The organism is Sphingomonas morindae (genome assembly GCF_023822065.1).
Lineage (GTDB): Bacteria > Pseudomonadota > Alphaproteobacteria > Sphingomonadales > Sphingomonadaceae > Solisphingomonas > Solisphingomonas morindae.
This window is the reverse complement of the sequence record NZ_CP084930.1, coordinates 2,057,162-2,079,767: the sequence shown is the minus strand read 5'-3', so window position 1 is coordinate 2,079,767 and position 22,606 is coordinate 2,057,162. Positions and strand designations below refer to the sequence as shown.

Genomic DNA, 22,606 nt, shown 5'->3' with positions numbered 1-22,606 from the left:
GCGGCCGCGGCTTCAGCCTTCCGCCTTCTTCGCCGCCATGCGCGTGCGGAAGCGCGCCGCCCAGCCCGGCTTCTGCCCCTGATCGGGCCGCGCCAGCGCGAGCGCATCGGGCGCGACATCGCGGGTGATGACCGAGCCCGCCGCCACGATCGCCCCCGCGCCGATCGTCACCGGCGCCACCAGCGCGCTGTTGGACCCGACAAAGGCGCCCGCGCCGATCTCGGTGCGGTTCTTGAAATAGCCGTCATAGTTGCAGAAGATGGTGCCGGCGCCGATATTGGCGCGGGCGCCGACGCTGCCATCCCCCAGATAGGCGAGGTGATTGGCCTTGGCGCCCTCGCCGATGCTGGCGTTCTTCACCTCGACGAAATTGCCGATATGCGCCGCGCGGCCGATGCGCGCGCCCGGCCGCAGCCGGGCATAGGGGCCGATCAGCGCCGCCGGCCCCACCTCGGCGCCTTCCAGCGCGCTGAAGGCGCGGATCACGGCGCCGTCGGCCACCGTCACGCCAGGGCCGAACACGACATGGGGCTCGATCACCACGTCCCGCCCGATCTGCGTGTCCCAGGCGAACCACACGGTTTCGGGCGCGATCAGCGTGGCGCCCTCGGCCATGGCGCGGGCGCGGCGGCGGCCCTGCCACAAGGCCTCCACCGCCGCCAGCTCGGCGCGGCTGTTCACGCCCGCCACCTCCCAGGGCTCGGCCTCGACCACCACCGCCGGACGGCCGGCGGCGTGGACCAGCATCGGCAGGTCGGTGAGATAATATTCCCCGGCGGCATTGGCGTTGCCGATCTGGCCCAGCAGCGGCCAGAGATCGGCGGCGCGCACCGCCATCATGCCCGAATTGCAGAGCGTCACCGCCCGCTGCGCGGCATCGGCATCCTTATATTCGACGATCCCGGTGATCGTCTCGCCCTCGGCGAGGATGCGGCCATAGGCGCCGGGATCGGCGGGGCGGAAGCCCAGCACCACCGCGCCGGGCGCGTCGGGCGCGTTCAGCCGGTCGAGCAGGCGCGCGCAGGTCTCCGCCGTGACCAGCGGCACATCGCCGTAGAGGATCAGGATATCGCCGGAAAACTCGGCCAGCGCCGCCTCCGCCTGGCGCACCGCATGGGCGGTGCCGCGCTGCGGCTCCTGCACCGCCACCGCCACCTCGCGGCCGGCCAGCGCCGCCTCCACCTGGTCGCGCCCGGCGCCGACCACCACCACGGCCCGCGCCGCGCCGAGCGCGTCGATGGTGCCGAGCAGATGGTGGAGCATCGGCTGGCCGGCGAGCGGGTGCAGCACCTTGTGGAGATCGGAGGCCATGCGGGTGCCTTTGCCCGCGGCGAGGATGATGGCGGCGAAGGGCGTGTCACTCATGCTCCGTCCCTGCCACGCGGCGCTTGCATATTCCAGCGCCTCCGGGCAGCGCCGCCACCATGAACGGCTTTCCCTTCCGCAGCGTCGTCTTTGATCTGGACGGCACGCTTGCCGATACGGCGCCCGATCTCACCGCCGCGCTCAACCACAGCCTGGTGGCGCTCGGCCGCGCGCCGATCGCGGGCGAGGCGGTGCGCCACATGGTGGGCCATGGCGCCCGTGCGCTGCTCGCCCGCGGGCTGGCCGCGACGGGCGATGGATCGGAGGCCGAGGTGGATCGCGGCTTCCCGATCTTCATGGCCTTTTACCAGGCGCATATCGCCGATCATTCGCAGGCCTTCCCGGGCGTGGAGGCGGCACTCGCCGCGCTCGAGGCCGAAGGCGTGGCGCTCGCCATCTGCACCAACAAGCTCGAGGGGCTGGCGCGTCAGCTGATCGCCGCGCTCGGCTGGGAGGGCCGGTTCGCGGCGGTGATCGGCGGCGACACGCTGGCGGTGCGCAAGCCCGATCCGGCGCCGCTCCACGCCGCCATCGCCGCCGCCGGGGGCGGCCCGGCCGCCTTTGTCGGCGATTCGATCACCGACACCGAGACCGCGCGCGCCGCCGGCGTGCCCTGCGTGGCGCTGAGCTTCGGCTTTTCGGACAGGCCGCCCGAGCAGCTCGGCGCCGACCGGCTGATCGACCATTGGGACGCGCTGCTCCCCGCTCTGCGCGCGCTCGGCGGCGGGGCCGCCCAAGGCTGAGTTGCGCGCGGCACACTTATCCTTGACGCGCTTGGCCTTGCCTCGGCCGGCCGGGTGAGTCATGGGCGCGGGTTCTGGGGCCGGGCTCTGGCAAACCGGCCGTTAAGATGATAGCGCGCGCGACCGCAATGCGCGCGGCGACGGAGATTAAGGCATGAGCGACAGGACGGGCGAGGCGCAGACGCTGGCGCCTTCGGCGGCGCTGAGCGTCGAGACGGTGGTTCGGGTGCATCACTGGAACGAGCATCTGTTCAGCTTCGCCATCACCCGCCCCGCCAGCTTCCGCTTCCGCTCGGGCGAGTTCGTGATGATCGGCCTGCCCGATGGCCAGCGCCCGCTGCTGCGCGCCTATTCCATCGCCAGCCCGGCCTATGCCGAGGAGCTGGACTTTCTCTCGATCAAGGTGCCGGACGGTCCGCTCACCTCGCGCCTGCAGAAGATCCAGCCGGGCGATCCGCTCTTCCTCGGCCGCAAGCCCACCGGCACGCTCGTCGCCGATGCGCTGCTGCCGGGCAAGCGGCTCTTCCTGCTCTCCACCGGCACCGGCCTCGCGCCCTTCCTCTCGGTGGCGCGCGATCCCGACATCTACGACATGTTCGACGAGATCGTGCTCGTCCATTCGGTGCGCCGCGTCAGCGATCTCGCCTTCCGCGACGAGCTGGAGGCGCGGCTGGCCGAGGATCCGCTCGTCGGCGAGGTGGCGGCGGAGAAGCTGCGCTATCTGCCCACCGTCACGCGCGAGCCCTTCCACACCCAGGGGCGGATCGGCGCGCTGATCGACGATGGCACGCTGTTCGCCGGCGGCCCCGGCTTCGATGCCGCCACCGACCGCATCATGATGTGCGGCAGCATGGACATGATCCGCGATTTCGCGGCGCGCTTCGATGCGCTGGGCTTCGAGGAAGGCTCGAACGCCAAGCCGGGCGCCTATGTGATCGAGCGCGCCTTCGTCGGCTGAACCCGCGCGGGCGACGGCCGCTCAGCCGGCCGCCGCCGCCGCGCGATCCAGCGCGTGCAGCGCCTTGCGGGCGAGTCGCCGCGCCTCGGGGCGCGCCGCCGCCTCGCCTTCGGACAGCCGGTACCAGGCCTCGTACACCGCGCCATAGCCGAGCGTGCCGGCCAGGCCCGCGATGCGGTGCGCGCGCGGCGCGGCATCGGGCGCCGCGATCAGCGCCAGCCCTTCGGCCAGCTGGTCCCGCAGCCCCGCATAGAGGCGCGCCACCTCCGCCGCGCCGAACAGCGCCGCCAGCCCGGCGCGCGCGGCGGGCGGCGGATCGGGCGCCCAGAGGGCGAGCGTCGCCGCCAGCGCGGCGCCGTCGCGCGGATCGGCGATCCAGCCGTCAAGATCGGCCGCCTCGGGCGGGGCCGCACCGCCATAGCCGAGAATGGGCAGCGCCCGCGTCGCGGGATCGGCCCGCAGCGCCGCGATCGCATCGAAGGCGCCGGGCGCATCGGCCAGCAGGAGCAGATCGGCCGCCCCCGCCCCGTCCATGGCGTCGGCGCCCCACCCCTCCCAACTTGCCTGCTGCACCGCACAGACAATGGCGCGGCGTCGGAACTCATCATGATCCACGACAAAGACTTTACCCGCCAACGCCATCTAATCCATTCCGGTTTGAATAGAGTTGCCTGCGCCAAGCCTCTGGGACAACATTGCACTCCTGGCAAAGCAGGTCCACTGAGAATGGATCGTTTAAAGACATGAGGGAGAGCTGAGTGTCGAGCCCACGCCTGCTCATCGCCGACGATCATCCGCTGGTCGTGGAAGCGCTCGCCATGGCGGTGCGGGCCTGCATCCCCGGCGTGGTGGTCGATTCCGCCGGCAGCATCGCCGAGGCGGAACGGCTGGGCCGCGAGCGGCGCGGCTACCGGCTGGTGCTGCTGGATCTCATGCTGCCCGACGCGCGCGGCTTTTCGGGCTTTCTGCGGTTGAAGCAGGCGCTGCCGCAGGTGCCCATCGTGATCGTCACGGCCCATGCCGCGCCCGATCTGGTGGAGACGGCCAAGTCGCTCGGCGCCGCCGGCTTCCTCAACAAGGCCCAGCCGCTGGACCAGATGAGCGCGGCGATCCGCACCATCCATTCGGGCACCGCCGTCTTCCCCACGCTCTCGGCGCGGCGCGATACCGGCGCGGCCGCCGCCAAGGCGCGCATCGCGGACCTGTCCGATGCCCAGATGCGGGTGCTGCTCGCGCTCGCCGATGGCCGGCTGAACAAGCAGATCGCCGGGGATCTCGGCATCACCGAGGCGACGGTGAAGGCGCATCTCACCGCCATCTTCCGCAAGCTCGGCGTCAACAACCGCACCCAGGCCCTGCTGGCGATGCAGCCCCTGCTCGGCGCCAGCGTCGGCGAGGCGGAGGGGGAGCAGCTCTAGATCATGCCCCTCGGGTTCCAGAGCGGTCAGGCTCTCGAACTGCCCCAAAGGCCGTCGCGTAGCGTCTTCCTGCTGGTCGGTTTGCTGTCGATCGTCGCGCTGTCCATCCTGGCGGTCCGCATCCAGGTGGAGCGTCACGCCGCGCTCGCGGCGCGCGGCGAGGTGATCCGCTCCTTCGCGCGACGGGTGGCGGTGAACGATGTGCTGACCGGGCTGGTCGAGGCGGAAAGCGCCCAGCGCGGCTTCATCCTGACGGGCGCGCCCGCCTTTCTCACCCCCTATGCGCCGGCGCGCCGCAGCATCGCCGAGGCGCTGGACCGGCTCGGCGCGGATTACCGGACGATGCCGGCGCAACAGGCCCATCTCGTCGAGCTGCGCTACGTGGTCGGCGCCAAGCTGACCGAGATGGACGATGTCCTCGCCCGCTATCGCCAGGGTGGCCTGGCGCGCGCACGGACGCGGGTGGAGGATCAGCAGGGCCGCACGCTGATGGAGCGCGCGCGGACGCTGGTCGCCGCGATCGTCGCCGACGAGGGGGCGACGCTCGCCGCCGGGGTCGATCGCGCGGGCGCGACCCGCCGCCATATCGACATCATCCTCGGCGTGGTGCTGCTGCTGCTGATCCTGCTCGTCGCCGCCGCGCTGCTGGTCGGCTGGCGGGTCGGGGTGGAGCGGCACAAGACCGAGCAGCAGGCCTGGGAAAGCCTGACGCGGCTGCGCACCATCTTCGCCAGCACCACCGACGCGCTCATCATCCTCGATTCCACGGGGCTGATCGAAAGCGTCAACGCCGCCACCGACCGGCTGTTCGGCTATGCGCGCGACGAGCTGATCGGCCGCGACATCGGCATGCTGCTGGATGCCGCGCCCGGCGATGCGCCGCTCGCGCGCCGGCTGGGGCTTTCCACCGAAGGCACGCCCGCGCGCGGCCAGGGCGTCGATCGGTCCGCGCGCCACAAGCGCGGCCACATCGTGCCGGTGGATGTGTCGCTGGCGCGGCTGCCGCTGGCCGAGGGCTTCCACCTGATCGCGACGCTGCGCGACATCTCCGAGCGCAAGGCGGCCGAGCGGCTCAAGGACGAGTTCATCTCCACCGTCAGCCACGAGCTGCGCACGCCGCTCACCTCGGTGATCGGCGCGCTCGGCCTGCTGAGCGGCGGCGCCGCCGGTCCGCTCCCCGAGCCCGCGCTGCGCCTGCTGACGATCGCCGAGAACAACGCGCAGCGGCTGATCCGGCTGATCAACGACATTCTCGACATCGATCGGATCGGCTCGGGCCGGATCCAGCTGCGTTCCGAACCCATCGATCTGCCGGCGCTGGCGCGGCGCGCGGTCGACGATGCCGCCGGGCTCGCGGCGCCGCGCGGGGTGGGGCTGCGGCTCGATGCGCACCCCGTCTCGCGGCCGGCGCTCGGCGATGGCGACCGGCTGCTCCAGGTGCTCGGCAATCTCCTGTCGAACGCGATCCGCTTCTCCCCCGAGGGCGAGACGGTGACGCTGGCGCTGCGCGAGGATGGCGATCGCGCGGTCCTGGAAGTCGCCGATCACGGGCCGGGCGTGCCCGACGCCTTCCGCGATCGCATCTTCGGCCGCTTCGCCCAGTCCGAGGCGGGCGCCGCGATCCCCGGCGGCACCGGGCTCGGCCTCGCCATCTCGCGCGAGATCGTGCACGCGCTGGGCGGCGAGATCGAGATCGACAAGGATCGGGCGCGGGGCGCCTGCTTCCGCATCGCGCTGCCGCTCCATGCCCGCCCGATCGATGCCGATACCGCCCGCCCGCGCATGCTGATCTGCGAGGATGATCCGGACATGGCGACGATCATCGGCGATATCATCGCCGGCGAGGGCTATGAGGTGGAGCAATGCGGCAGCGCGCGCGAGGCGCAGGCGCTGGCGCGCAGCGGCCGGTTCGATGGCCTGGTGCTGGATCTGCGCCTGCCCGACGCCAATGGCCTGGCGGCGGTGCGCGCGCTCCGCGCCGAGCCGACCACGCGCGATCTGCCGATCATCGTCGTATCGGCTTTTGCGAACAGCGAGGGGGGAACGCCGGTGGCACGCGCGCTCGATGTGGTGGATTGGCTCGACAAGCCGGTGGATCGCCCGCGCCTGCTGCGCGCGCTCGCCACCGCGATGCGCCGCGCGCGCGAGGACCGGCCCACCTTGCTCCATGTCGACGATGATCCGGACATGCTCGAGGTGACCGCGCTGGGGCTGGCGGATCGCGGGCGCATGCTGCGCGCCACCAGCCTCGCCGCCGCGCGTGCGCTGCTCGCCAGCCGCACCCCCGACATCGTGATCCTCGACATCAACCTGCCCGACGGCTCGGGGCTCGACCTGCTGCCCGATCTCTTCGCCGCCGATGGCAGCCCCATCCCCACCATCGTCTATTCGGCGACGGATCTGGTGCCCGAGATGAACCAGGTGTTCGATGCCGTGCTGGTCAAGTCGCGGCGGTCGCTGACCGCTTTGTCCGAGACGATCGGCGCCATCCTCGATCGTCAGCGCGCCCGCCCGCGCGAGGAGGAGGCATGAGCCGCGTCGCGCTTCTCTATGTCGACGACGACGACGATATCCGCGCCATCGCCGAGCTGGCGCTCGGCCTCGATCCGACGCTGGACGTGCGCACCGCCCCGGGCGGCGCGGCGGCGCTGGCGCTGCTCGATGGCGGCGCGGGCTGGCGCCCCGATGTCGCGCTGCTCGACGTGATGATGCCGGAGATGGGCGGGGTCGAGCTGGCGCGCCATCTGCGGACCCGCCCCGGGCTGGGGCGGCTGCCGATCATCTTCATGACCGCGCGCGCCCGCGCCGGCGATATCAGCGAATACACCGCCATCGGCCAGTCCGCGATGATCGCCAAACCCTTCGATCCGATGACGCTCGCGGCCACGGTGCGCGAGCGGCTGCGCGGCATCCACGCGCGCGGCTGAGCCGGCGGGCGCTATCGCCCGTCGCGGCGCAGGGAACGCCCGCCCCCGCGCAGCCGTTGCCGCCGGCCACAGGCTGGAAAGGATCCGACATGAAATATGTTAGTCTTAGCAAGGGCTTGGGGCTATTTTCCCTGGCGCTCGGCGCCACCGAGCTGATCGCCGCCCGGCGGATCGCCACGGCGCTGGAGGCGCCCGAGCGGAGCGGCCTGGTCAAGGCGTTCGGCCTGCGCGAGATCGTCGCCGGCATCGGCCTGCTCGGCGCGCCCGCGCACGCGCCGCGCGTGTGGAACCGCGTGGCGGGCGATGGGCTGGATCTGGCCGCGCTCGGCGGCGCGCTGCGCCGCGCGCCGCGCAACCGCTTCGCCTGGGGCGCGCTCGCCTTCGTGCTCGGCGCCACCGCGCTGGACCTGGTGACGGCGCGCGGGCTCGATCGCACCACCGGCAAGACGCTGCCCGTCTGACCGTCCGGCTCAGCCCTTCGGCGTGCGCCAGGCGCGCTCGAAGGGCAGCCGCCAGGCATGGGGGGCGATCAGCTGATGGATCGATTTCGGCCCCCAGGAGCCGACCTCGTAGAGCCGCACCGGCGGCGCCATCTCGAGCAGCGGCATCGACACCTGCCACAGCCGCTCAATGCCTTCCGACGTGGTGAAGAGCGTGCGGTCGCCGCGCATCGCATCGAGGATCAGCCGCTCATAGGCTTCCAGCACATCGCCGACCAGCTCGGTCTCGCCCATGGCGAACTGGAGGCTCAGCTTGTCCAGCCGCATCCCCGGCCCCGGCCGCTTGCCGTAGAAGGACAGCGAGACTTTCGAGGCGTCCGAGAGATCGAAGGTGAGATGGTCCGGCCCCTGCGCGCCCACGCCCGAATGGGCGGGGAACATGCTTTTGGGCGGCTCGCGAAAGGCGATCGAGATCACCCGCTGCCCCTGGGCCAGCCGCTTGCCGGTGCGCAGATAGAAGGGCACGCCCGCCCAGCGCCAATTGTCGATCGCGCATTTGAGCGCGATGAAGGTCTCGACATCGCTTTCCGGATCGACGCCGGGCTCGGCGCGATAGCCGGTATATTGGCCGCGCACCACATTGGCCGGATCGATCGGCAGCATCGAGCGGAAGACCTTGTTCTTCTCCTCGCTGATCGGCTGCGGCTCGAGCGCGGTCGGCGGCTCCATCGCCATGAAGGCGAGAATTTGGAAAAGATGAGTCACCACCATGTCGCGATAGGCGCCGACGCTTTCGTAAAAGGCCGAGCGCGTGCCGAGGCCGAGCGTCTCGGGCACGTCGATCTGGACATGATCGATGAAGTTGCGGTTCCAGATCGGCTCGAACAGACCGTTGGCGAAGCGGAAGGCGAGAATGTTCTGCGCCGCCTCCTTGCCCAGGAAATGGTCGATCCGGAAAATCTGCTCCTCGGCGAACACCTCGTGCAGCCGGGCGTTGAGCGCCACCGCGCTGGCGAGATCGGTGCCGAAGGGCTTTTCCATCACCACCCGCGCGCCGGCGATCAGATCCGCCTCGGCCAGCTGGTGCACGGCCGAGAGCGCGGCGTTGGGCGGCACGCTGAGATAATGGAGCCGGCGATGATCGGGGCCGAGCGCCGCCGCCGCCTGCTCCGCCGCCGCGCGCAGCGCATCGGCGCCGCCCGCCAGCGGCACATAATCGAGCGCGGAGGAGAAGTCCTGCCAGGCCGCCTCGTCGACCGGGCGGGTGGAGAATTCGTCCAGCGCGCCGCGCGCCAGCGTGCGGAAACCGTCCGCGTCGAGCGGATCCAGTGAGACGCCGATGATGCGGAAGCCGGGGATGAAGCCGGCGCTGGCGAGGTGGAACAGGCCCGGCAGCAGCTTGCGCCGGGCGAGATCGCCGGTCGCGCCGAACAGCACCACGAGCTGCGGATGACGGGGGCCGACCCCCTGCGGAACCTTGGCCATGCCAACTTCCTCCTCATAGTCCGGGCGCACGCCGCGCGGCCTCGCGCCCGGCGCCGGCCTAGCGGCGCCGCCGGCCGGCTTCAACGCCTCATTGACGCGCGCCGCCGCGCCCGCCAAGCCCTGCGCCATGCACTTCTTCTCCGATAATGCCGCGCCGGCCCATGGCGCCGTGCTCGAAGCCCTGACCCGCGCCAACCCGGCCGATGCCGGCTATGACGGCGATGCGCTCAGCCGGTCGCTGAGCGGCGCCTTCTCGGCGCTGTTCGGGCGCGAGGTGGCGGCCTTCTGGGTGACCACGGGCACCGCCGCCAACGCGCTCGCGCTCGCCGCGCTCACCCCGCCGCATGGCGGCGTCTTCTGCCACCGCGATGCGCATATCAATTGCGACGAAGCCGGCGCGCCCGAATTCTACACGCATGGCGCCAAGCTCATCCCGCTCGACGGCCCCGGCGCCAAGCTGGTGCCGGAGACGGTCCGCGCCGCGCGCGCGGCGATCGCGCGGGATGTGCATCGCGTCCAGCCCCACGCGCTCTCGATCACCAACGCCACCGAATATGGCCAGGTCTATACGCCCGACGAGATCGCCGCCCTGGCCGAGACGGCGCGCGCGGAAGGGCTGGCCTTGCACATGGATGGTGCGCGCTTCGCCAATGCGGTGGCGCGGCTGGGCTGCCATCCGGCCGAGTGCAGCTGGCGCGCCGGCGTGGACGTGCTGAGCTTCGGCTTCGTCAAGAATGGCGGGCTTTCGGCCGAGGCGCTGATCTTCTTCGATCCCGAGCGCGCCGGGGCGACGCGCGTGCGGATCAAGCGCGCCGGCCATCTCGCGTCCAAGGGGCGGTTCCAGGCGGCGCAGATCCTGGCGCTGCTCGAGGAGGAGCGCTGGCTCGAAAACGCCCGCGCCGCCAATGCCGCCGCCGATCACCTCGGCGCCGCGGCGGGAGCGCGCCTGCTGCTGCCGGTGGAGGCGAACGAGCTTTTTGTGCGCGTCACGGCGGAGGAGGCGGCCCGGCTGCGCGCGCAGGGCTTCGGCTTCTATGATTGGGCCGAGGGCGAGATCCGGCTCGTCACCGCCTGGCACCATCGGCCCGAGGATGTCGCGCCGCTGGCCGCCGCGCTGCGGGCGCTCTAGCCGGGATGCGGGCCGCCGTCGGGGCGGCCCGCCTGATCGGGACCGGGCTTAGAATTCGGTCCAGTCATCCTCGAGCATGGCCGTCGCCGCCGCGGCGGCGGCCGGCGCGGCGCGCGCCACCGCCGGGCGCGGCTGGGGCGGCCGCGCCGCGCGCGCCGGCGCGGCCCTGCGGCGCGTGGGCAGCGGCACGATAGTGCCGGTCGCGCCGTCGCCCAGCGTGAAATTGCCCACCTCGGCGGCGAGCTGGCCGGACTGGCCAGCCAGGCTGCGCGCGGCGGCGGTCGCCTCCTCGGCCATGGCGGCGTTCTGCTGGGTCATCGAGTCCATCTCGGACACGGCGGCGTTGACCTGGGTGAGGCCGGCCGACTGTTTTTCCGAGGAGTCGGCAATCTCCTGCATCAGTCCGCTGATCTCGCCGACCGAGCTGACGATCCGATCCAACGCGCGGCCGGTTTCGGTGACCAGCTCGACGCCCGCGCCGACCTGCTCGGTCGAGGCCTCGATCCGGCCTTTGATGTCCTTGGCGGCCTCGGCCGAGCGCTGGGCGAGCGCCCGCACCTCGGAGGCGACCACGGCGAAGCCCTTGCCCGCATCGCCCGCGCGCGCCGCTTCCACGCCGGCGTTGAGCGCGAGCAGGTTGGTCTGGAAGGCGATGCCGTCGATCACCGAAATGATGTCCGAAATCTCCTTGGAGGAGCGTTCGATGCCGCTCATCGCCTCGACCGCGCGGCGGACGATGTCGCCCGAATGCTCGGCCTCGCTGCGCGCGCCCTGCACCGCCTGGTTGGCGCGCAGCGCATCCTCGGCGGCACGGCGCACCGTGGCGGTGACCTGCGCCAGCGCGGCGGAGGTTTCCTCCAGGCTCGCGGCCTGCTGCTCGGTGCGGTTGGAAAGATCTTCCGAGGCCTGGCGGATCTCGGCCGAGCCGCTGTTGATGGCGTTGGCCGCTTCCGAGAAGGCGCCCATGGCCTGGCCGAGCGAATCGAGCGCGGCGTTGAAATCGGTCTTGAGCTTGGCGAAGGGGCCGGACAGCTCCGCCTCGACGCGATAGGTGAGGTCGCCGCGCGCCAGCGCGTCGAGCCCGTCGCCGATGCTGGAGACGATCAGCCGCGCCTGCGCTTCCTTGGCCTCGTCGGCCGCCGAAAGCTGGGCGCGCAGCCCCTCCAGCGCGCCGCCGAGCTGGCCGATCTCGTCGCGACGGCCGCCGGTTTCGACCCGCGCGGAGCGATCGCCCCGGGCGAGCGCGCCGAGCGCCACCGTCACCTGCGCCACCGGCGTCGCGATGCCGCGCGCCAGCACCCAGAGCATGGCGATGCACAGCCCGACCACCGCGACGATGGCGACGATGATGACCGCGCGGGCGAGGCGATAGCTGTCCTCGGCCGCGGCGACGCGCTTGTCCATCACCTTGGACTGCTGCGTCTGGAACACGTCGATGGTGTCGCTCATCGCATCGAAGCGGGCGCGGTCGCCGCGGAACAGGGCGAGCGCCTCGTTATTCTTGTCGACCCGCGCGAAGGCGAGCATGCGGTTGGAGGCGTCGCGATAGGCATCGGCGGCGGCGGTGATGCGATCGAGAAGCGCGCGCGTCTCGGGCAATTTGGTGCGCGGCTGGAACCAGGCGATCTTGGCGTTGAGCACCGACCATTGCCGGTTCATCAGCGCCTCGGCCTCGGCATTGTGCGCGGGATCGGTGGCGAGGATCGCATAGGCCTCGGCGACGCGCAGATCGGACGCGGCCGTGTTCATGATCGCGGCCGCCTCCAGCTTGGCGCGCCGCTCCACCCCGACATCGCGCGTGCTTTCCGCCAGCGTGCCAAGGTTGAAGATGGCAAGGCCGCCCACGCCGATAAAGGCGAGGAGCAGGGCGCCAAAGCAGACCAGCAGCTTCTTGCCGATTGCGAGATTACCCAAGAACGCCTCCTGAAACCCCCATCCGATCGGCGTGTCGCCGGCCCGGATCATTGGAGTCTATCGCTAGGTGACACTCATTGAAATTTGGTAAGTTTGCGTTCCGAAGTCCGGAGTGCTTAAGATAGGCTAAGGAACTTCCGGTTGATTTAAAGCAAGGACGCGCGTGCTGAGGGGGTTCGGTAACAGGCACGCGAGTGTGTGGCCATGAGTGGCGGACGCGCCAATGCGCTGCTCGAGCGCTTCCTCGCCTGGTCGCTCGATCATCCGCTGCCGGCGCCGCTCGCCATCGCGGCGGCGACGCTGGTGATCACGCTGGCGGCGCTGATCCGGCTGTGGTTCATCACCAATCTCCTGCCCTGGCTGGTCTTCATCCCGCCGGTGCTGGGCATCGCGCTCGCCACCGGCTGGGCGGTGGGGGCCTATGCCGTGCTGCTCGCGGCGCTGCTCGCGGCGATCAGCATCGCCGGTCCGGCCTCTTTTCCCTGGCTCAGCCGGCCGCAATGGGCGGCGAGCCTGTTGTTCATCGCCATCGGCCTCGGCGTCGCCCGGCTCGCCGCCGCGTTGCGCGAGGCCTATCGCCGCAGCCGGGCGGACAGCGTCGCGCGCGGCGAGATGGTGGCGCTGCTCACCGCGCGCGAGGGCCAGCTCGAGCTGCTCAACCGCGAGCTAAGCCACCGGCTCAAGAACCAGCTCACGCTCGCCCAGGCGATCGCCAGCCAGACGCTGCGCCAGGCCGAGGATCTGCGCGGCGCCGGCGAGGCGCTGATGGTCCGGCTCGCCGCGCTGGGGCGCGCCACCGATGTGCTGATCGCGGGCGAATGGAGCGCCGCCGCGCTGCACGCCGTCGCGCAGGCCGCGCTCGGCCATCACGAGGCGCTGGCCGGGCGCGTGCGGATGCAGGGGCCGCCGCTCACCGTCACCGCCGAGGTCGCGCTGGCCTTGACGCTGACGCTGCACGAACTCGTCACCAATGCGACCAAATATGGCGCGCTTTCGACCGAGTCCGGGCTGGTTTCGCTCGAATGGGGGCTGATTTCGAGCCCCGATGCGCCGGATTCGGCGCGGTTCCACCTGCGCTGGAAGGAAGAGGGCGGTCCGCCGGTGCAGCCGCCGGCCCGGCGCGGCTTCGGCTCGGTGATGATCGAGCGCTCGCTCCGCGCCTATCTCCAGGGCGATACCGCCATCGCTTACGATCGCGACGGGCTCTGCTTCACCATCGACGCGCCGGCGGCCGGCACGGTGGTGCAGAGCGAGGCGGATTGATCTGGCCCCGCAAGGCCTTAAGGGGGGATGATGGGAAGATGGGGAACGCTCTTCGGCTGTGGCGTGGCGTTTCTCGCCACCGCGGCCGCCGCCGAGGACAGCAATGCCGACCGGCTGTGTAGCGAGCGTCCGGGGCTGACGACGAGCGCCTGCATCACGGCGCCGGGCCGGCTGCAGACCGAGACCGCGCTCGCCGACTGGACGCTGGACCGCAGCCAGGGCGAGCGCGACGACAGCGTTCTGATCGGCGATACGCTGGTCCGCTACGGCGTCGGCGGCAAGACCGAGATCCGCTTTGGCTGGACGCCCTTCGGGATCGATCGCGATCGCGCGGCGGACGGCAGCGTGGAGCATGCCCATCGGGTCGGCGACGCCACGGTCGGCGTGAAGACCTCGCTGGTCGAGCGCAAGAGCGACAATGGCCTCGCGGTCTCGATGATCGCCACCGCGTCGCTGCCCGTCGGGCGGCAGCCGATCGGCGCGGGCGACTGGGGCTTCTCCTTCCTGCTGCCGATCACCTACCGCACCTCGAAGACGGTCTCGATCCAGGCGACGCCGATGGCGGCGGCGGCGGTCGACGATGACGGCCGCGGCCGGCACGCGCGCTATGGCAGCGCGGTCGAGATCGAATATGCGCTGAGCGACGCGGTCAAGACCGATGTCAGCGCGCAGATCCTGCGCGACGACGATCCCGATCCCAGCGTGCGCGGCACCCCGGCGCTGGCGAGCGTCGCGCTCTCCTGGCAGCCGAGCCACAATACGCAGCTCGATCTGGGCACCAATGTCGGCCTCAACCGGGCCGCACCCGATGCCGAAGTCTATGCCGGCATCTCGCACCGCTTCTAGAGGCCGCCCCCGCCGGCGATGCCGGCGCGCTCAGCCCCCCTGCCCGCCCGCCCAGGCGATCGCGAACAGCCCCGCCGTTCCGATCAGGTAGAGGGCCAGCACGGCGAGCGAATCCACGCCCATGCCGAGCACCCGCCGGCGGGGACGGAAGATGAGGCCGGCCAGATACACGCTGGTCAGCAGAACGGCCAAACCGGCGAGGTAGATATCGGTCTTCTGCGCCTGCGGGAGCACCGCCTGGCCCGAGACGAGCGTGGCGAGCAGGAAGAGCACCGGCAGAAAGGCATTGCCGCCGAAGATGTCGCTCACCGCGAGCTGATAATCCCCCGCCTTGGTCGAGGCGAGGCCGGTGGACAGTTCGGGCAGCGAGGTCGCGGCGGCCAGCACGGTCGCCCCGAACAGCACGCCGGTCATGCCGATATGGTCCGCTATGGCATCGCCCGCGCGCTCCAGCACCACGCCGGCGACCAGCGTCACCACGGCGGCGGCGACGAAGACGATCACGGTGCGCGTGGTGCCGACGCCCTTCTTGTGCGCGTCATCGGCCCTGGCCGCCTGCGAATGGCCCTTGGGCTTTTCCTGCGTACCGGGCGCATCGCCGGCGCGATCGTGCCAGGGCAGGCCGCGATTGGCGCGGCCGATCAGCCACACGCCCAGCAGCCAGAACAGCAGGATCAGCACCGCGATCGGGGTGATCCGCAAGGCGATCAGCGAGGCCGGCATCTGCGTGCCCATGATCGAGACGATCAGCACGGCGACCACCAGCAGGCCCTCGATGACCAGCGTGAGGCTGGCCGCCTTATAGGTGAGCGGCACCTTCTCCGGCATGCCAAAGGCATCGAGCGCGACCAGCACCACTGTCTGGATCGCGATCCCGCCCAGAATGTTGCCGACCGCCACGCCGATCGTGCCCGCCGCCGCGGCGCTGGCGGTGATCGCGATCTCGGGCAGGTTGGTGGCGATGGCGAGCAGGATCACCCCGCCCAGCGCCTGGCCCAGGCCAAAGCGCCGGGCGAGCACATCGGTGCTGTTCGAGAGCGCGATGCCCGCCACCCAGATGGCCACGGCGCCGGCGGCGAAGAGCGCCAGAAGCGCGGCGAGAGGCAGGCCATGCACCATCGGTTTCGCTCCAGCGACGCCCGGGGAGAACGCCATTTCCGCGAAGCCCGTTCCGCCGGGCGCTGGCGTGCGCCCGAGCCGAGGCCGCTGGGCGATCGGCTAGGCGGCCGCGCGGAGCAAGCCGACAAAGGCGCGGGCATCGCCATCGAGGCCAAGCAGCGTGTCCTGAAGCGCCGCACTGGCGGCGCGCAGCGCGAGCAGACTCTCGGCATTGCCATCGGCCGCCGTGCGAATATCGGCGCTCATGCTCGAAAGCCCGCCGACCCGGCTGCGAACCGCCGCGATGCGATCGTCGATCAGGTTGGTGCTGCGCGCCTGATCGCGCGAGACCGCCGACACGCGCGCGGCCGCACGCTCCATCGCCTCGATCAGAGCGGCGAGCTGGTCGGTCTCGCTCACCACGCGCGACACGCCCTCCTGCACTTCGCGCACCTGCGCGCGGACCTGCCCGGTCGACTGGCCGGTTCGCTGCGCGAGCGCCTTGATCTCGCCCGCCACGACCGCGAAGCCCCGCCCCTCCGAGCCATAGCGCGCGGCCTCGATCGTGGCGTTGAGCGCCAGCAAATTGGTCTGCCGGGCTATGGAATCGATCACGCCGACGACGCGCTGGACCTCGGCGGCGCGCTGTTCCGAACCGCCCACTTCGGCCCGCGCCGTTTCGGCCCGGGCCAGCAGCGCGGTCGCCGCCCCGCTGAGATGTTCCACCTCCTGGTCGATGCTGCGAATGGCGCCGGTCAACGCCCCGGTCGCGCTATCCGCCAGATGCATCTCCTCGACAAAGGCGGCCGCCATCTCTTCCAGCAACGCCGCCAGACGGTTGGCGGTGGCAAGGACACGGCCGAGATCGCCGGCATGGGCCTCGACCCGCGCCATCGTCGTCGAAGCCTCGGCGATCATCGTCCGCACCTTGGTTTCGAAGGCGTGGCTGAGCGAGGCCAGCATGGCGGAACGCTCGCGCGTGTTGCTGGCCGCGGCATCGGCGACCTGCTGCTGGTGCCGGCGCTCCTCCTCGCGGGCGGCGCGCTCCAGCGCCTCCTTGGCGAGCGCCTGGTCGCGGAAGGTGCCGAGCGCACGCACGATCGCCTGAAGTTCGTCGCGGCGCGCCAGGGGCACCAGATCGAGATCGAGGTGACCAGCCGCCACCATTTCGGTCGCTTCCGCGATACGCAGGATCGAGCGTGTCGTCGCCTGGGCGATCAGCCAGGGGGCGGTGAGGCCGAACAGGATCAACAGCACCACCGAGCCGAGCACAAGGCCCACCAGCCAGCGCGTCCGCGCCGCCGCCGCGGCGGCCCGGTCCCGCGCCGCCGTCACGCCGTTCCGCGCGAGATCGGACACGTCGTGCAGCACATGATCGGCATTGGCGCGGAACGGCGCCAGCATCGCCGCGCTGGCGGCGAAATCGACATCGAGCATGGAGGAGACCACCGTCACGGCCTCGCCATAGCGGTCGATCTGCTCGATCGCGCCGCGCAGGCGGCGCTGGTCCGCAGGCAGGAGCAGCGGCTCGACCGCCTTCAGATTGCCGCGCACATGGGCGATCCGCTTCTGGATGGCGGCACTCCGCCGCGCCACATCGGGCGCGCTGCCCGCGGCCTTCTCCACGAGCAGCCTGTAGAGATCGCCGTCCGCATGTTCGAACTGGGCCGAGGTCGCGCTCAGCCCCGCCACGATCGTCATGTCGCGTTCGGCCACCGTGCTGGCCGCGTGTTGCGCATAGAGCAAGGCCGCGATGCTGATCGCGGAGGCGAGCACGAACAGCAGCAGCATCACCGAGGGCGCCGCGCCGAACTTGATCAGCAGCGGCCAATCCTCGAGCTGGAGCCGGCGCTCCAGCCGCGCGACAAGCCGCGCGCGCCGGGTCACAACCTTATGCTCACGCCGCCCCGCACGCGCCGGTCGGCGGGGATCGGCGAGCCATAGGCGCCGCGCGCCGCGCCCAGATTCTCGCCCGCGACATAGGCGGTGAGATGCGGCGACACGACGAAGCCGGACTTGGCGTCCAGCGTGACCGCGCCCGGCACGCCGACCACCAGCAGGCTGGTGGCGGGATCGAACGCGAATTGCCGCGTGGCCGAGGCATAATGGCCGAGCGCGCTCAGCGACCAACGGCCGCGCTGATAATCGAGCGACAGATTGGCGACATGACGCGGCGTGGTGAGCCGCGGCGACAGCGCATAGGTATAGGGGGTGCGATCCGCCGGCAGATCCTGGTCCACGCCCAGCCAGCTGTAATTGACCTTCCAGCCGAGCCGCTGCAGCAGCCGGCCCGAGGCGGACAAAGCGAGGCCATAGGTATCGAACGATCCGACATTGGCGAAGCGCGCAAAGGCCGCCGGCGTGGGCGAGAGGACGAAGCTAAGCTCGATCGGATCGCCCGGCGACGCGATCGCATGGGCGGTGTGGTTGTAGAAGACGCCGGCATCGACGGTGAGGCCGCCGATCCGCTGATTATAGCCGATCTCGCCGCTCCACACCGCGACGGGCCGCAGCCGCGGATCGCCGGAGAGGAAGACGGGCACCGGCGTATCGTCGGCCGGCACCATCACCCGCAGGCCGTAGCTGATCAGCGAGGGCGATTGCACGCCCTTGCCGCCATTGACGCGCAGCTGACCGGCGCTGCCGATCCGCGCGGTGACGGCGAGGTTGAAGCTCGCCTGGGTGAAGGCGCGATGATAGGCGGACGCCATGTCGATCTGCGGAAGCACCGCAGCGCCGCCCTGGTCGAGCCAGCTATGATCGACGCGCGCCGCCAGCGTCAGCCCGATATGGTCGGTCGGGTGGAGATCGAGCATCCCGCTCGCCGCCGCGATCTGATAGCCGATGCGCGGCGAGAAGAGCCGGCCGGAATGGAGCTGGTTGTTGCGATATTCGCCCTCGATCCGCAGCGTGTTCACGTCGGTCAGCCGGATCAGCGCGGCGCCGTCGAGCACCGCCGTGCGATTGCGCGCGCGCAACGCCGCGACCGCGCCGAACGGGCTGTCGGGCGGGGTCGTCACGCCATAGTCGGCGTTCAGCCAATTGACATAGCCATGGCCGGTCAGGCTGCCCAACGGCGTATCGTGATCCACCAGCACGCCCGCCGTCTCGCTCTGGAAGCGCTGCACCGTCAGGATCTGGCTGGGCAGGAATTCGAGCTGGCGATTGGCCGCCCAGCCGCCATTCAGCTCGATCCGCGTCGCCCCGTCCGGGGCGAAGGCGAGCGTGGCGGCCGCCTGGTCGGCGGTGGTGGCGGGGATGGTGGGCGGCGCATAGAAGCGGTCGGGGATCGCCCGCTCATCCTCGCGCTGATGGCCGCCGGACAGGCGCAGCCCCAACCGGTCGGCGAGCGGCAGGATCAGCGACCCGGCGACGCGGCCATAGCCATGCGTGCCGCCTTCGGCGGTGATCGCCGCCGAGCGATCGCCCAGCGCGTTGCGCGTGATGATGTTGACCACGCCATCGGCGGCGTTGAAGCCGAACAGCGCGCTGGCCGGGCCGCGCACCAGCTCGATCTGCTGAATGTCTTCCAGCTGGATGCCCAACAGGTTCCAGTCGGTCATGCCATAGTGATCGAGATAGACCTGGCGGCCGTCCACCAGCACCAGAAGCCGGGCGTTGTAGGTCTGCACGCCGCCGCGGACGGCGACATCGCTCTGGCCGGCCGTCCAGCGCGTCACCTCGACCCCGGCATAGGCCTTGAGCAGATCGGGAACGCTGCGCGCCGGCGAGCGGGCGATCTCCTCGTGCGAGATGATCGTCAGCGAGGCCGGCGCGTCGGAGGCGCGTTCGGGCGAGCCCGTGACACTGGTCGTCACCGTTTCGCCGAGCGTGGCCTCGAGCGCGGCGTGATCGACGATCTGGGCCATGCCGGCGCCCGAGGGGAGCAACAGCGCCGCCGCGACACCGAGACAGCAGGAGACGCGGGGCATCTCAGAGTTCCTTGACGAGCATGAGGAAGGCGGAGCCGAAGCGCAGGCCGGCGGCCTTCACGGCGGCACGGCTGACGGTGATCTGGGTACGGGCGGCGGACGAGACCGCCACCGCGCAGCGCGCCGCCTCGACGCAGGCGAGATCGGAGGTGATGGTGAGCAGGCCATTGTGCGCGGCCCACTCGCCCAGCTGCTGCTGGTTGCGCACGCCCGCGGTGACGAAGGCGACGCGCGTGCCGGCGAGGCCGCCAAGGTTGGCGGCCGAGACCCGGCGCCCCTTGATCGTGGCATGGCCGATGGCCGGCATGGCGGCGAGCTGCTGCTCGATCAGCGCGGCCTCCTCCTCGGACGCCGCGTTGCCGGGTTCGTAGACGATCCCCGCGAGCACGACGCCGCTCGGCGGCGGCTGAACAAAGCCGATGACCCGCGCCGCGACGGGTAGGTTGAACGAGGCGGCGGCGCATGGCGCCCCCACTGCACTCGCCGCGAGGGCCACGATGCCGACCTTGTTGAACGTCACTCTGGGATCCGCCGCTGTTGTGCGGATCGGCTCTATCTCCGAGCCCTTACTCGATGGTTAAGGCGCTGGCAGGAATTAAGAATATCGCGCTCAAAGGCGCGCTGCGGCGGCCTCAGTCCGCCCCGCCGCCGGCGGCGGGAGGTGGAGCGGGTGAAGGGAATCGAACCCTCGTCGTAAGCTTGGAAGGCTTCTGCTCTACCATTGAGCTACACCCGCGCCCTTGTGTGGCGTGCGCCTTGAGAGCGACGCCACGGCAATCGGGGCGCCGGGCCGGCGCCACCGATCGGCATGCCGAGTGCCACAGGCGGGGCCTTGCGGTCAATGCCGGGGGCGCCCCTCCCTGCGGTCTCAGTTCAGCGTGCTGCGCGCGCGGCGGCAATCCTCGGCGCATTCGCGGCACATGGTGGCGCACAGGCGGCAATGTTCGTGATCGTGCGTGTCGCACTCGGCCGCGCAGATCTCGCACGCCTCGATGCAGGCGGTGAGCATGGTGCGCAGCATGGCGGCGTCGTCGCCGGTCTGGCGCGCGGCGAGCTTGGCGGCGGCGGTGCAGACATCGGCGCAATCCAGACAGGTCCGGATGCACTGGCTCATGTCCATCGGCTCGGCGGAACAGGCATCGGCGCAGGAGGTGCAGAACAGCGCGCAATACATGGCGTGCTTGGCGGCCGTCGCCATCGGCTCGTTGGCATGGCCCGCCGCATTGGGGTGCAGCGCAATCATCTTCCGGACGGACATGGCATCTTCCTCTCGCTTGTCACGCCGCTCAACCGGCCGCCGGCGGCAAGCGTTCCGCCGGCGGGCGCGGCCGCTCGACGGGCGGAGGTGGCGCGGCGCCCGGTCCGGGCGGACGGCCGCGCCCCGCGTCGCCCCGCCCCGCCCTCAGGCGAACTGGTTCATCGTGTTGAGCGCGCCGCCCGCCTTGAGCGCGGCCTCGCCGGCGAAATAGGTCTTGTGGTCGTCGCCGATATCGGAGCCCGCCATGGCCTGGTGGCGGACGCAGGCCACGCCCTCGCGGATCTCCGGCCGCTGCACGGCGGCGACATAGCCGAGCATCGCCGCCGCGCCGAAATAGTCGCGCACCAGCCGGTCGGTGGAAAGCGCGGCGGTGTGATAGGTGGGCAAGGTGATGAGGTGGTGGAAAATGCCCGCGCGCGCCGCGCCCTCGCGCTGAAAGGCGCGGATGCGCGCATCGGCCTCCTCGGCGAGCGCGGTGCCGTCATAGTCGGGCGCCATCAGCTGCGCGCGCGCATAGCCGGACAGATCGCGCCCGGCCGCCTGCCACTCGTCGAACACGGCCTGGCGGAAGGCCAGAGTCCAGTTGAAGGAGGGCGAATTATTGTAGACGAGCCGCGCGTCCGGCCGCACCGCGCGGATCCGGTCCATCATGCCCGCGATCTGCGCGACATCGGGCTTTTCCGTCTCGATCCACAGCAGATCGGCGCCATGGTCGAGCGCGGCGATGCCGTCCAGGACGCACCGGTCGGCGCCGCTGCCCGGGCGGAACTCGAACAGGTTGGAGGCGATGCGGCGCGGCTTCACCAGCGCGCCGTCGCGCACTAGCAGCACCGCGCCCTCCTGCTCGGCCAGGTCCGTCACCGGATCGCAGGCGAGATAGCTGTTGTAGCGATCACCGAGATCGCCCGGCCGGTGGCTGAGCGCGATCTGCTTGGTGAGCCCCGCTCCCAGCGAATCGGTGCGGGCGACGATCACCCCCTGCTCCACGCCAAGCTCCAGAAAGGCGTGGCGGCAGGCGCGGATCTTGGCGAGGAATTCCTCGTGCGGCACCGTCACCTTGCCGTCCTGATGGCCGCACTGCTTCTCGTCCGACACCTGGTTCTCGATCTGCAGCGCGCAGGCGCCCGCCTGGATCATCGTCTTGGCGAGCAGATAGGTGGCCTCGGCATTGCCGAAGCCGGCGTCGATATCGGCGATGATCGGCACGATATGCGTTTCGTGCGCGTCGATCGCGCGGATCAGCCGCTGCGCGCCGAGGGCATCGCCCGACGCGCGCGCGGCATCGAGATCGCGGAACATCTGGCCGAGCTCGCGCGCATCGGCCTGACGGAGAAAGGTGTAGATCTCCTCGATCAGCGCCGGCACGCTCGTCTTCTCGTGCATCGACTGATCGGGCAGCGGCCCGAAGCGCGAGCGCAGCGCCGCCACCATCCAGCCCGAGAGATAGAGATAGCGCCGCCGCGTGGTGCCGAAATGCTTCTTGATGGCGATCACCATCTGCTGGGCGATGAAGCCGTGCCACGCCCCCAGCGACTGGGTGTAGCAGGCGGGATCGGCATCATAGGCGGCGATGTCCTCGCGCAGCAGCCGGGCGGTGTGGCGGGCGATGTCGAGCCCGGTGGGGAAGCGGTTCTGCACGCGCATCCGCGCCACCGCATCGGGAGAGATGCCGTCCCAATCGGGACGGGCGTCGCGCAGGCGCTGGGCGGCGTTTAGATGCGAGACATAGGACATGGGCGGACCTCCAGCCGAAGAGGGCCGGCTGATGCGGCACGGCGCCGCCGCGCGATAGGGCGAGGGGTGACGCGCTGTCACGCCACGACAAGGAGG

At 70.9% G+C, this 22,606-nt stretch carries 19 protein-coding genes and 1 tRNA gene; 9 read left to right on the top strand and 11 right to left on the bottom strand.

Features of this window, described 5'->3' with window-relative positions:
* Positions 1-12 precede the first annotated feature (12 nt).
* Positions 13-1,365 (bottom strand): bifunctional UDP-N-acetylglucosamine diphosphorylase/glucosamine-1-phosphate N-acetyltransferase GlmU, encoded by a 1,353-nt coding sequence (glmU, locus tag LHA26_RS10195; RefSeq protein ID WP_252165514.1) that lies wholly within the window; start codon positions 1,363-1,365, stop codon positions 13-15.
* Positions 1,366-1,424: 59 nt separating this feature from the next.
* On the opposite strand from glmU, the gene gph reads away from it, so the two are divergent.
* Together gph and LHA26_RS10185 are read left to right on the top strand one after the other, a co-directional pair.
* Positions 1,425-2,108: a phosphoglycolate phosphatase gene (gene gph, locus LHA26_RS10190; protein WP_252165513.1), complete on the top strand. Its 684-nt coding sequence runs from the start codon at positions 1,425-1,427 to the stop codon at positions 2,106-2,108.
* A gap of 154 nt (positions 2,109-2,262) precedes the next feature.
* A complete protein-coding gene (locus LHA26_RS10185) occupies positions 2,263-3,066 on the top strand; it encodes a ferredoxin--NADP reductase (RefSeq protein ID WP_252165512.1) in 804 nt (267 codons plus the stop codon).
* 21 nt (positions 3,067-3,087) lie between these two features.
* On the opposite strand, the gene LHA26_RS10180 is transcribed toward LHA26_RS10185, so the two are convergent.
* Positions 3,088-3,702 carry a hypothetical protein gene (locus LHA26_RS10180; protein WP_252165511.1) on the bottom strand — a complete coding sequence of 205 codons (615 nt, stop codon included), beginning with the start codon at positions 3,700-3,702 and terminating at the stop codon, positions 3,088-3,090.
* A 122-nt stretch (positions 3,703-3,824) separates the two neighbouring features.
* Here LHA26_RS10180 and LHA26_RS10175 point away from each other — a divergent pair, with 122 nt between their 5' ends.
* The 4 genes from LHA26_RS10175 to LHA26_RS10160 all read left to right on the top strand — a co-directional run bounded on the left by LHA26_RS10175 (position 3,825) and on the right by LHA26_RS10160 (position 7,872).
* On the top strand, positions 3,825-4,484 hold the full coding sequence (locus tag LHA26_RS10175) for a response regulator transcription factor (protein WP_252165510.1): 660 nt from the start codon (positions 3,825-3,827) through the stop codon (positions 4,482-4,484).
* Between the two features lie 3 nt (positions 4,485-4,487).
* Entirely contained in the window at positions 4,488-7,016 is a 2,529-nt protein-coding gene (locus tag LHA26_RS10170; RefSeq protein ID WP_252165509.1) for a response regulator, read from the top strand.
* Positions 7,013-7,411, top strand: a complete 399-nt coding sequence (locus LHA26_RS10165; protein WP_252165508.1) for a response regulator — start codon at positions 7,013-7,015, stop codon at positions 7,409-7,411. Before LHA26_RS10170 ends, LHA26_RS10165 begins: the two co-directional genes overlap by 4 nt.
* An 89-nt stretch (positions 7,412-7,500) precedes the next feature.
* The gene (locus tag LHA26_RS10160) at positions 7,501-7,872 is read left to right on the top strand and encodes a hypothetical protein (RefSeq protein ID WP_252165507.1); all 372 of its coding nucleotides are present in this window, start codon (positions 7,501-7,503) and stop codon (positions 7,870-7,872) included.
* Between the two features lie 9 nt (positions 7,873-7,881).
* Here LHA26_RS10160 and zwf read toward each other — a convergent pair whose 3' ends face one another.
* The gene (gene zwf / locus LHA26_RS10155) at positions 7,882-9,465 is read right to left on the bottom strand and encodes a glucose-6-phosphate dehydrogenase (RefSeq protein ID WP_252165506.1); all 1,584 of its coding nucleotides are present in this window, start codon (positions 9,463-9,465) and stop codon (positions 7,882-7,884) included.
* On the opposite strand from zwf, the gene LHA26_RS10150 reads away from it, so the two are divergent.
* Positions 9,464-10,465: a threonine aldolase family protein gene (locus tag LHA26_RS10150; RefSeq protein ID WP_252165505.1), complete on the top strand. Its 1,002-nt coding sequence runs from the start codon at positions 9,464-9,466 to the stop codon at positions 10,463-10,465. The genes zwf and LHA26_RS10150 overlap by 2 nt on opposite strands.
* Before the next feature lie 48 nt (positions 10,466-10,513).
* Here the strand turns inward: LHA26_RS10150 and LHA26_RS10145 are convergent, their stop codons facing one another.
* Entirely contained in the window at positions 10,514-12,379 is a 1,866-nt protein-coding gene (locus tag LHA26_RS10145; RefSeq protein WP_252165504.1) for a HAMP domain-containing methyl-accepting chemotaxis protein, read from the bottom strand.
* 204 nt (positions 12,380-12,583) lie between these two features.
* Here LHA26_RS10145 and LHA26_RS10140 point away from each other — a divergent pair, with 204 nt between their 5' ends.
* Positions 12,584-13,642, top strand: a complete 1,059-nt coding sequence (locus LHA26_RS10140) for a sensor histidine kinase (RefSeq protein WP_252165503.1) — start codon at positions 12,584-12,586, stop codon at positions 13,640-13,642.
* Positions 13,643-13,672: 30 nt separating this feature from the next.
* The gene (locus LHA26_RS10135; RefSeq protein ID WP_252165502.1) at positions 13,673-14,488 is read left to right on the top strand and encodes a transporter; all 816 of its coding nucleotides are present in this window, start codon (positions 13,673-13,675) and stop codon (positions 14,486-14,488) included.
* A gap of 30 nt (positions 14,489-14,518) precedes the next feature.
* Here the strand turns inward: LHA26_RS10135 and LHA26_RS10130 are convergent, their stop codons facing one another.
* The 7 genes from LHA26_RS10130 to LHA26_RS10100 all read right to left on the bottom strand — a co-directional run bounded on the left by LHA26_RS10130 (position 14,519) and on the right by LHA26_RS10100 (position 22,510).
* Positions 14,519-15,607 carry a sodium:calcium antiporter gene (locus LHA26_RS10130; protein WP_252165501.1) on the bottom strand — a complete coding sequence of 363 codons (1,089 nt, stop codon included), beginning with the start codon at positions 15,605-15,607 and terminating at the stop codon, positions 14,519-14,521.
* A gap of 99 nt (positions 15,608-15,706) precedes the next feature.
* A complete protein-coding gene (locus LHA26_RS10125) occupies positions 15,707-17,473 on the bottom strand; it encodes a methyl-accepting chemotaxis protein (RefSeq protein WP_252165500.1) in 1,767 nt (588 codons plus the stop codon).
* A complete protein-coding gene (locus tag LHA26_RS10120) occupies positions 17,470-19,518 on the bottom strand; it encodes a TonB-dependent receptor plug domain-containing protein (RefSeq protein ID WP_252165499.1) in 2,049 nt (682 codons plus the stop codon). Before LHA26_RS10120 ends, LHA26_RS10125 begins: the two co-directional genes overlap by 4 nt.
* Before the next feature lies 1 nt (position 19,519).
* Positions 19,520-20,038, bottom strand: a complete 519-nt coding sequence (locus LHA26_RS10115; protein WP_252165498.1) for a hypothetical protein — start codon at positions 20,036-20,038, stop codon at positions 19,520-19,522.
* A 142-nt stretch (positions 20,039-20,180) separates the two neighbouring features.
* Positions 20,181-20,254 (bottom strand) — tRNA-Gly (locus LHA26_RS10110).
* Positions 20,255-20,386: 132 nt separating this feature from the next.
* Positions 20,387-20,776: a four-helix bundle copper-binding protein gene (locus tag LHA26_RS10105; RefSeq protein WP_252165497.1), complete on the bottom strand. Its 390-nt coding sequence runs from the start codon at positions 20,774-20,776 to the stop codon at positions 20,387-20,389.
* Between the two features lie 144 nt (positions 20,777-20,920).
* A complete protein-coding gene (locus LHA26_RS10100; RefSeq protein ID WP_252165496.1) occupies positions 20,921-22,510 on the bottom strand; it encodes an isocitrate lyase in 1,590 nt (529 codons plus the stop codon).
* Positions 22,511-22,606 lie beyond the last annotated feature (96 nt).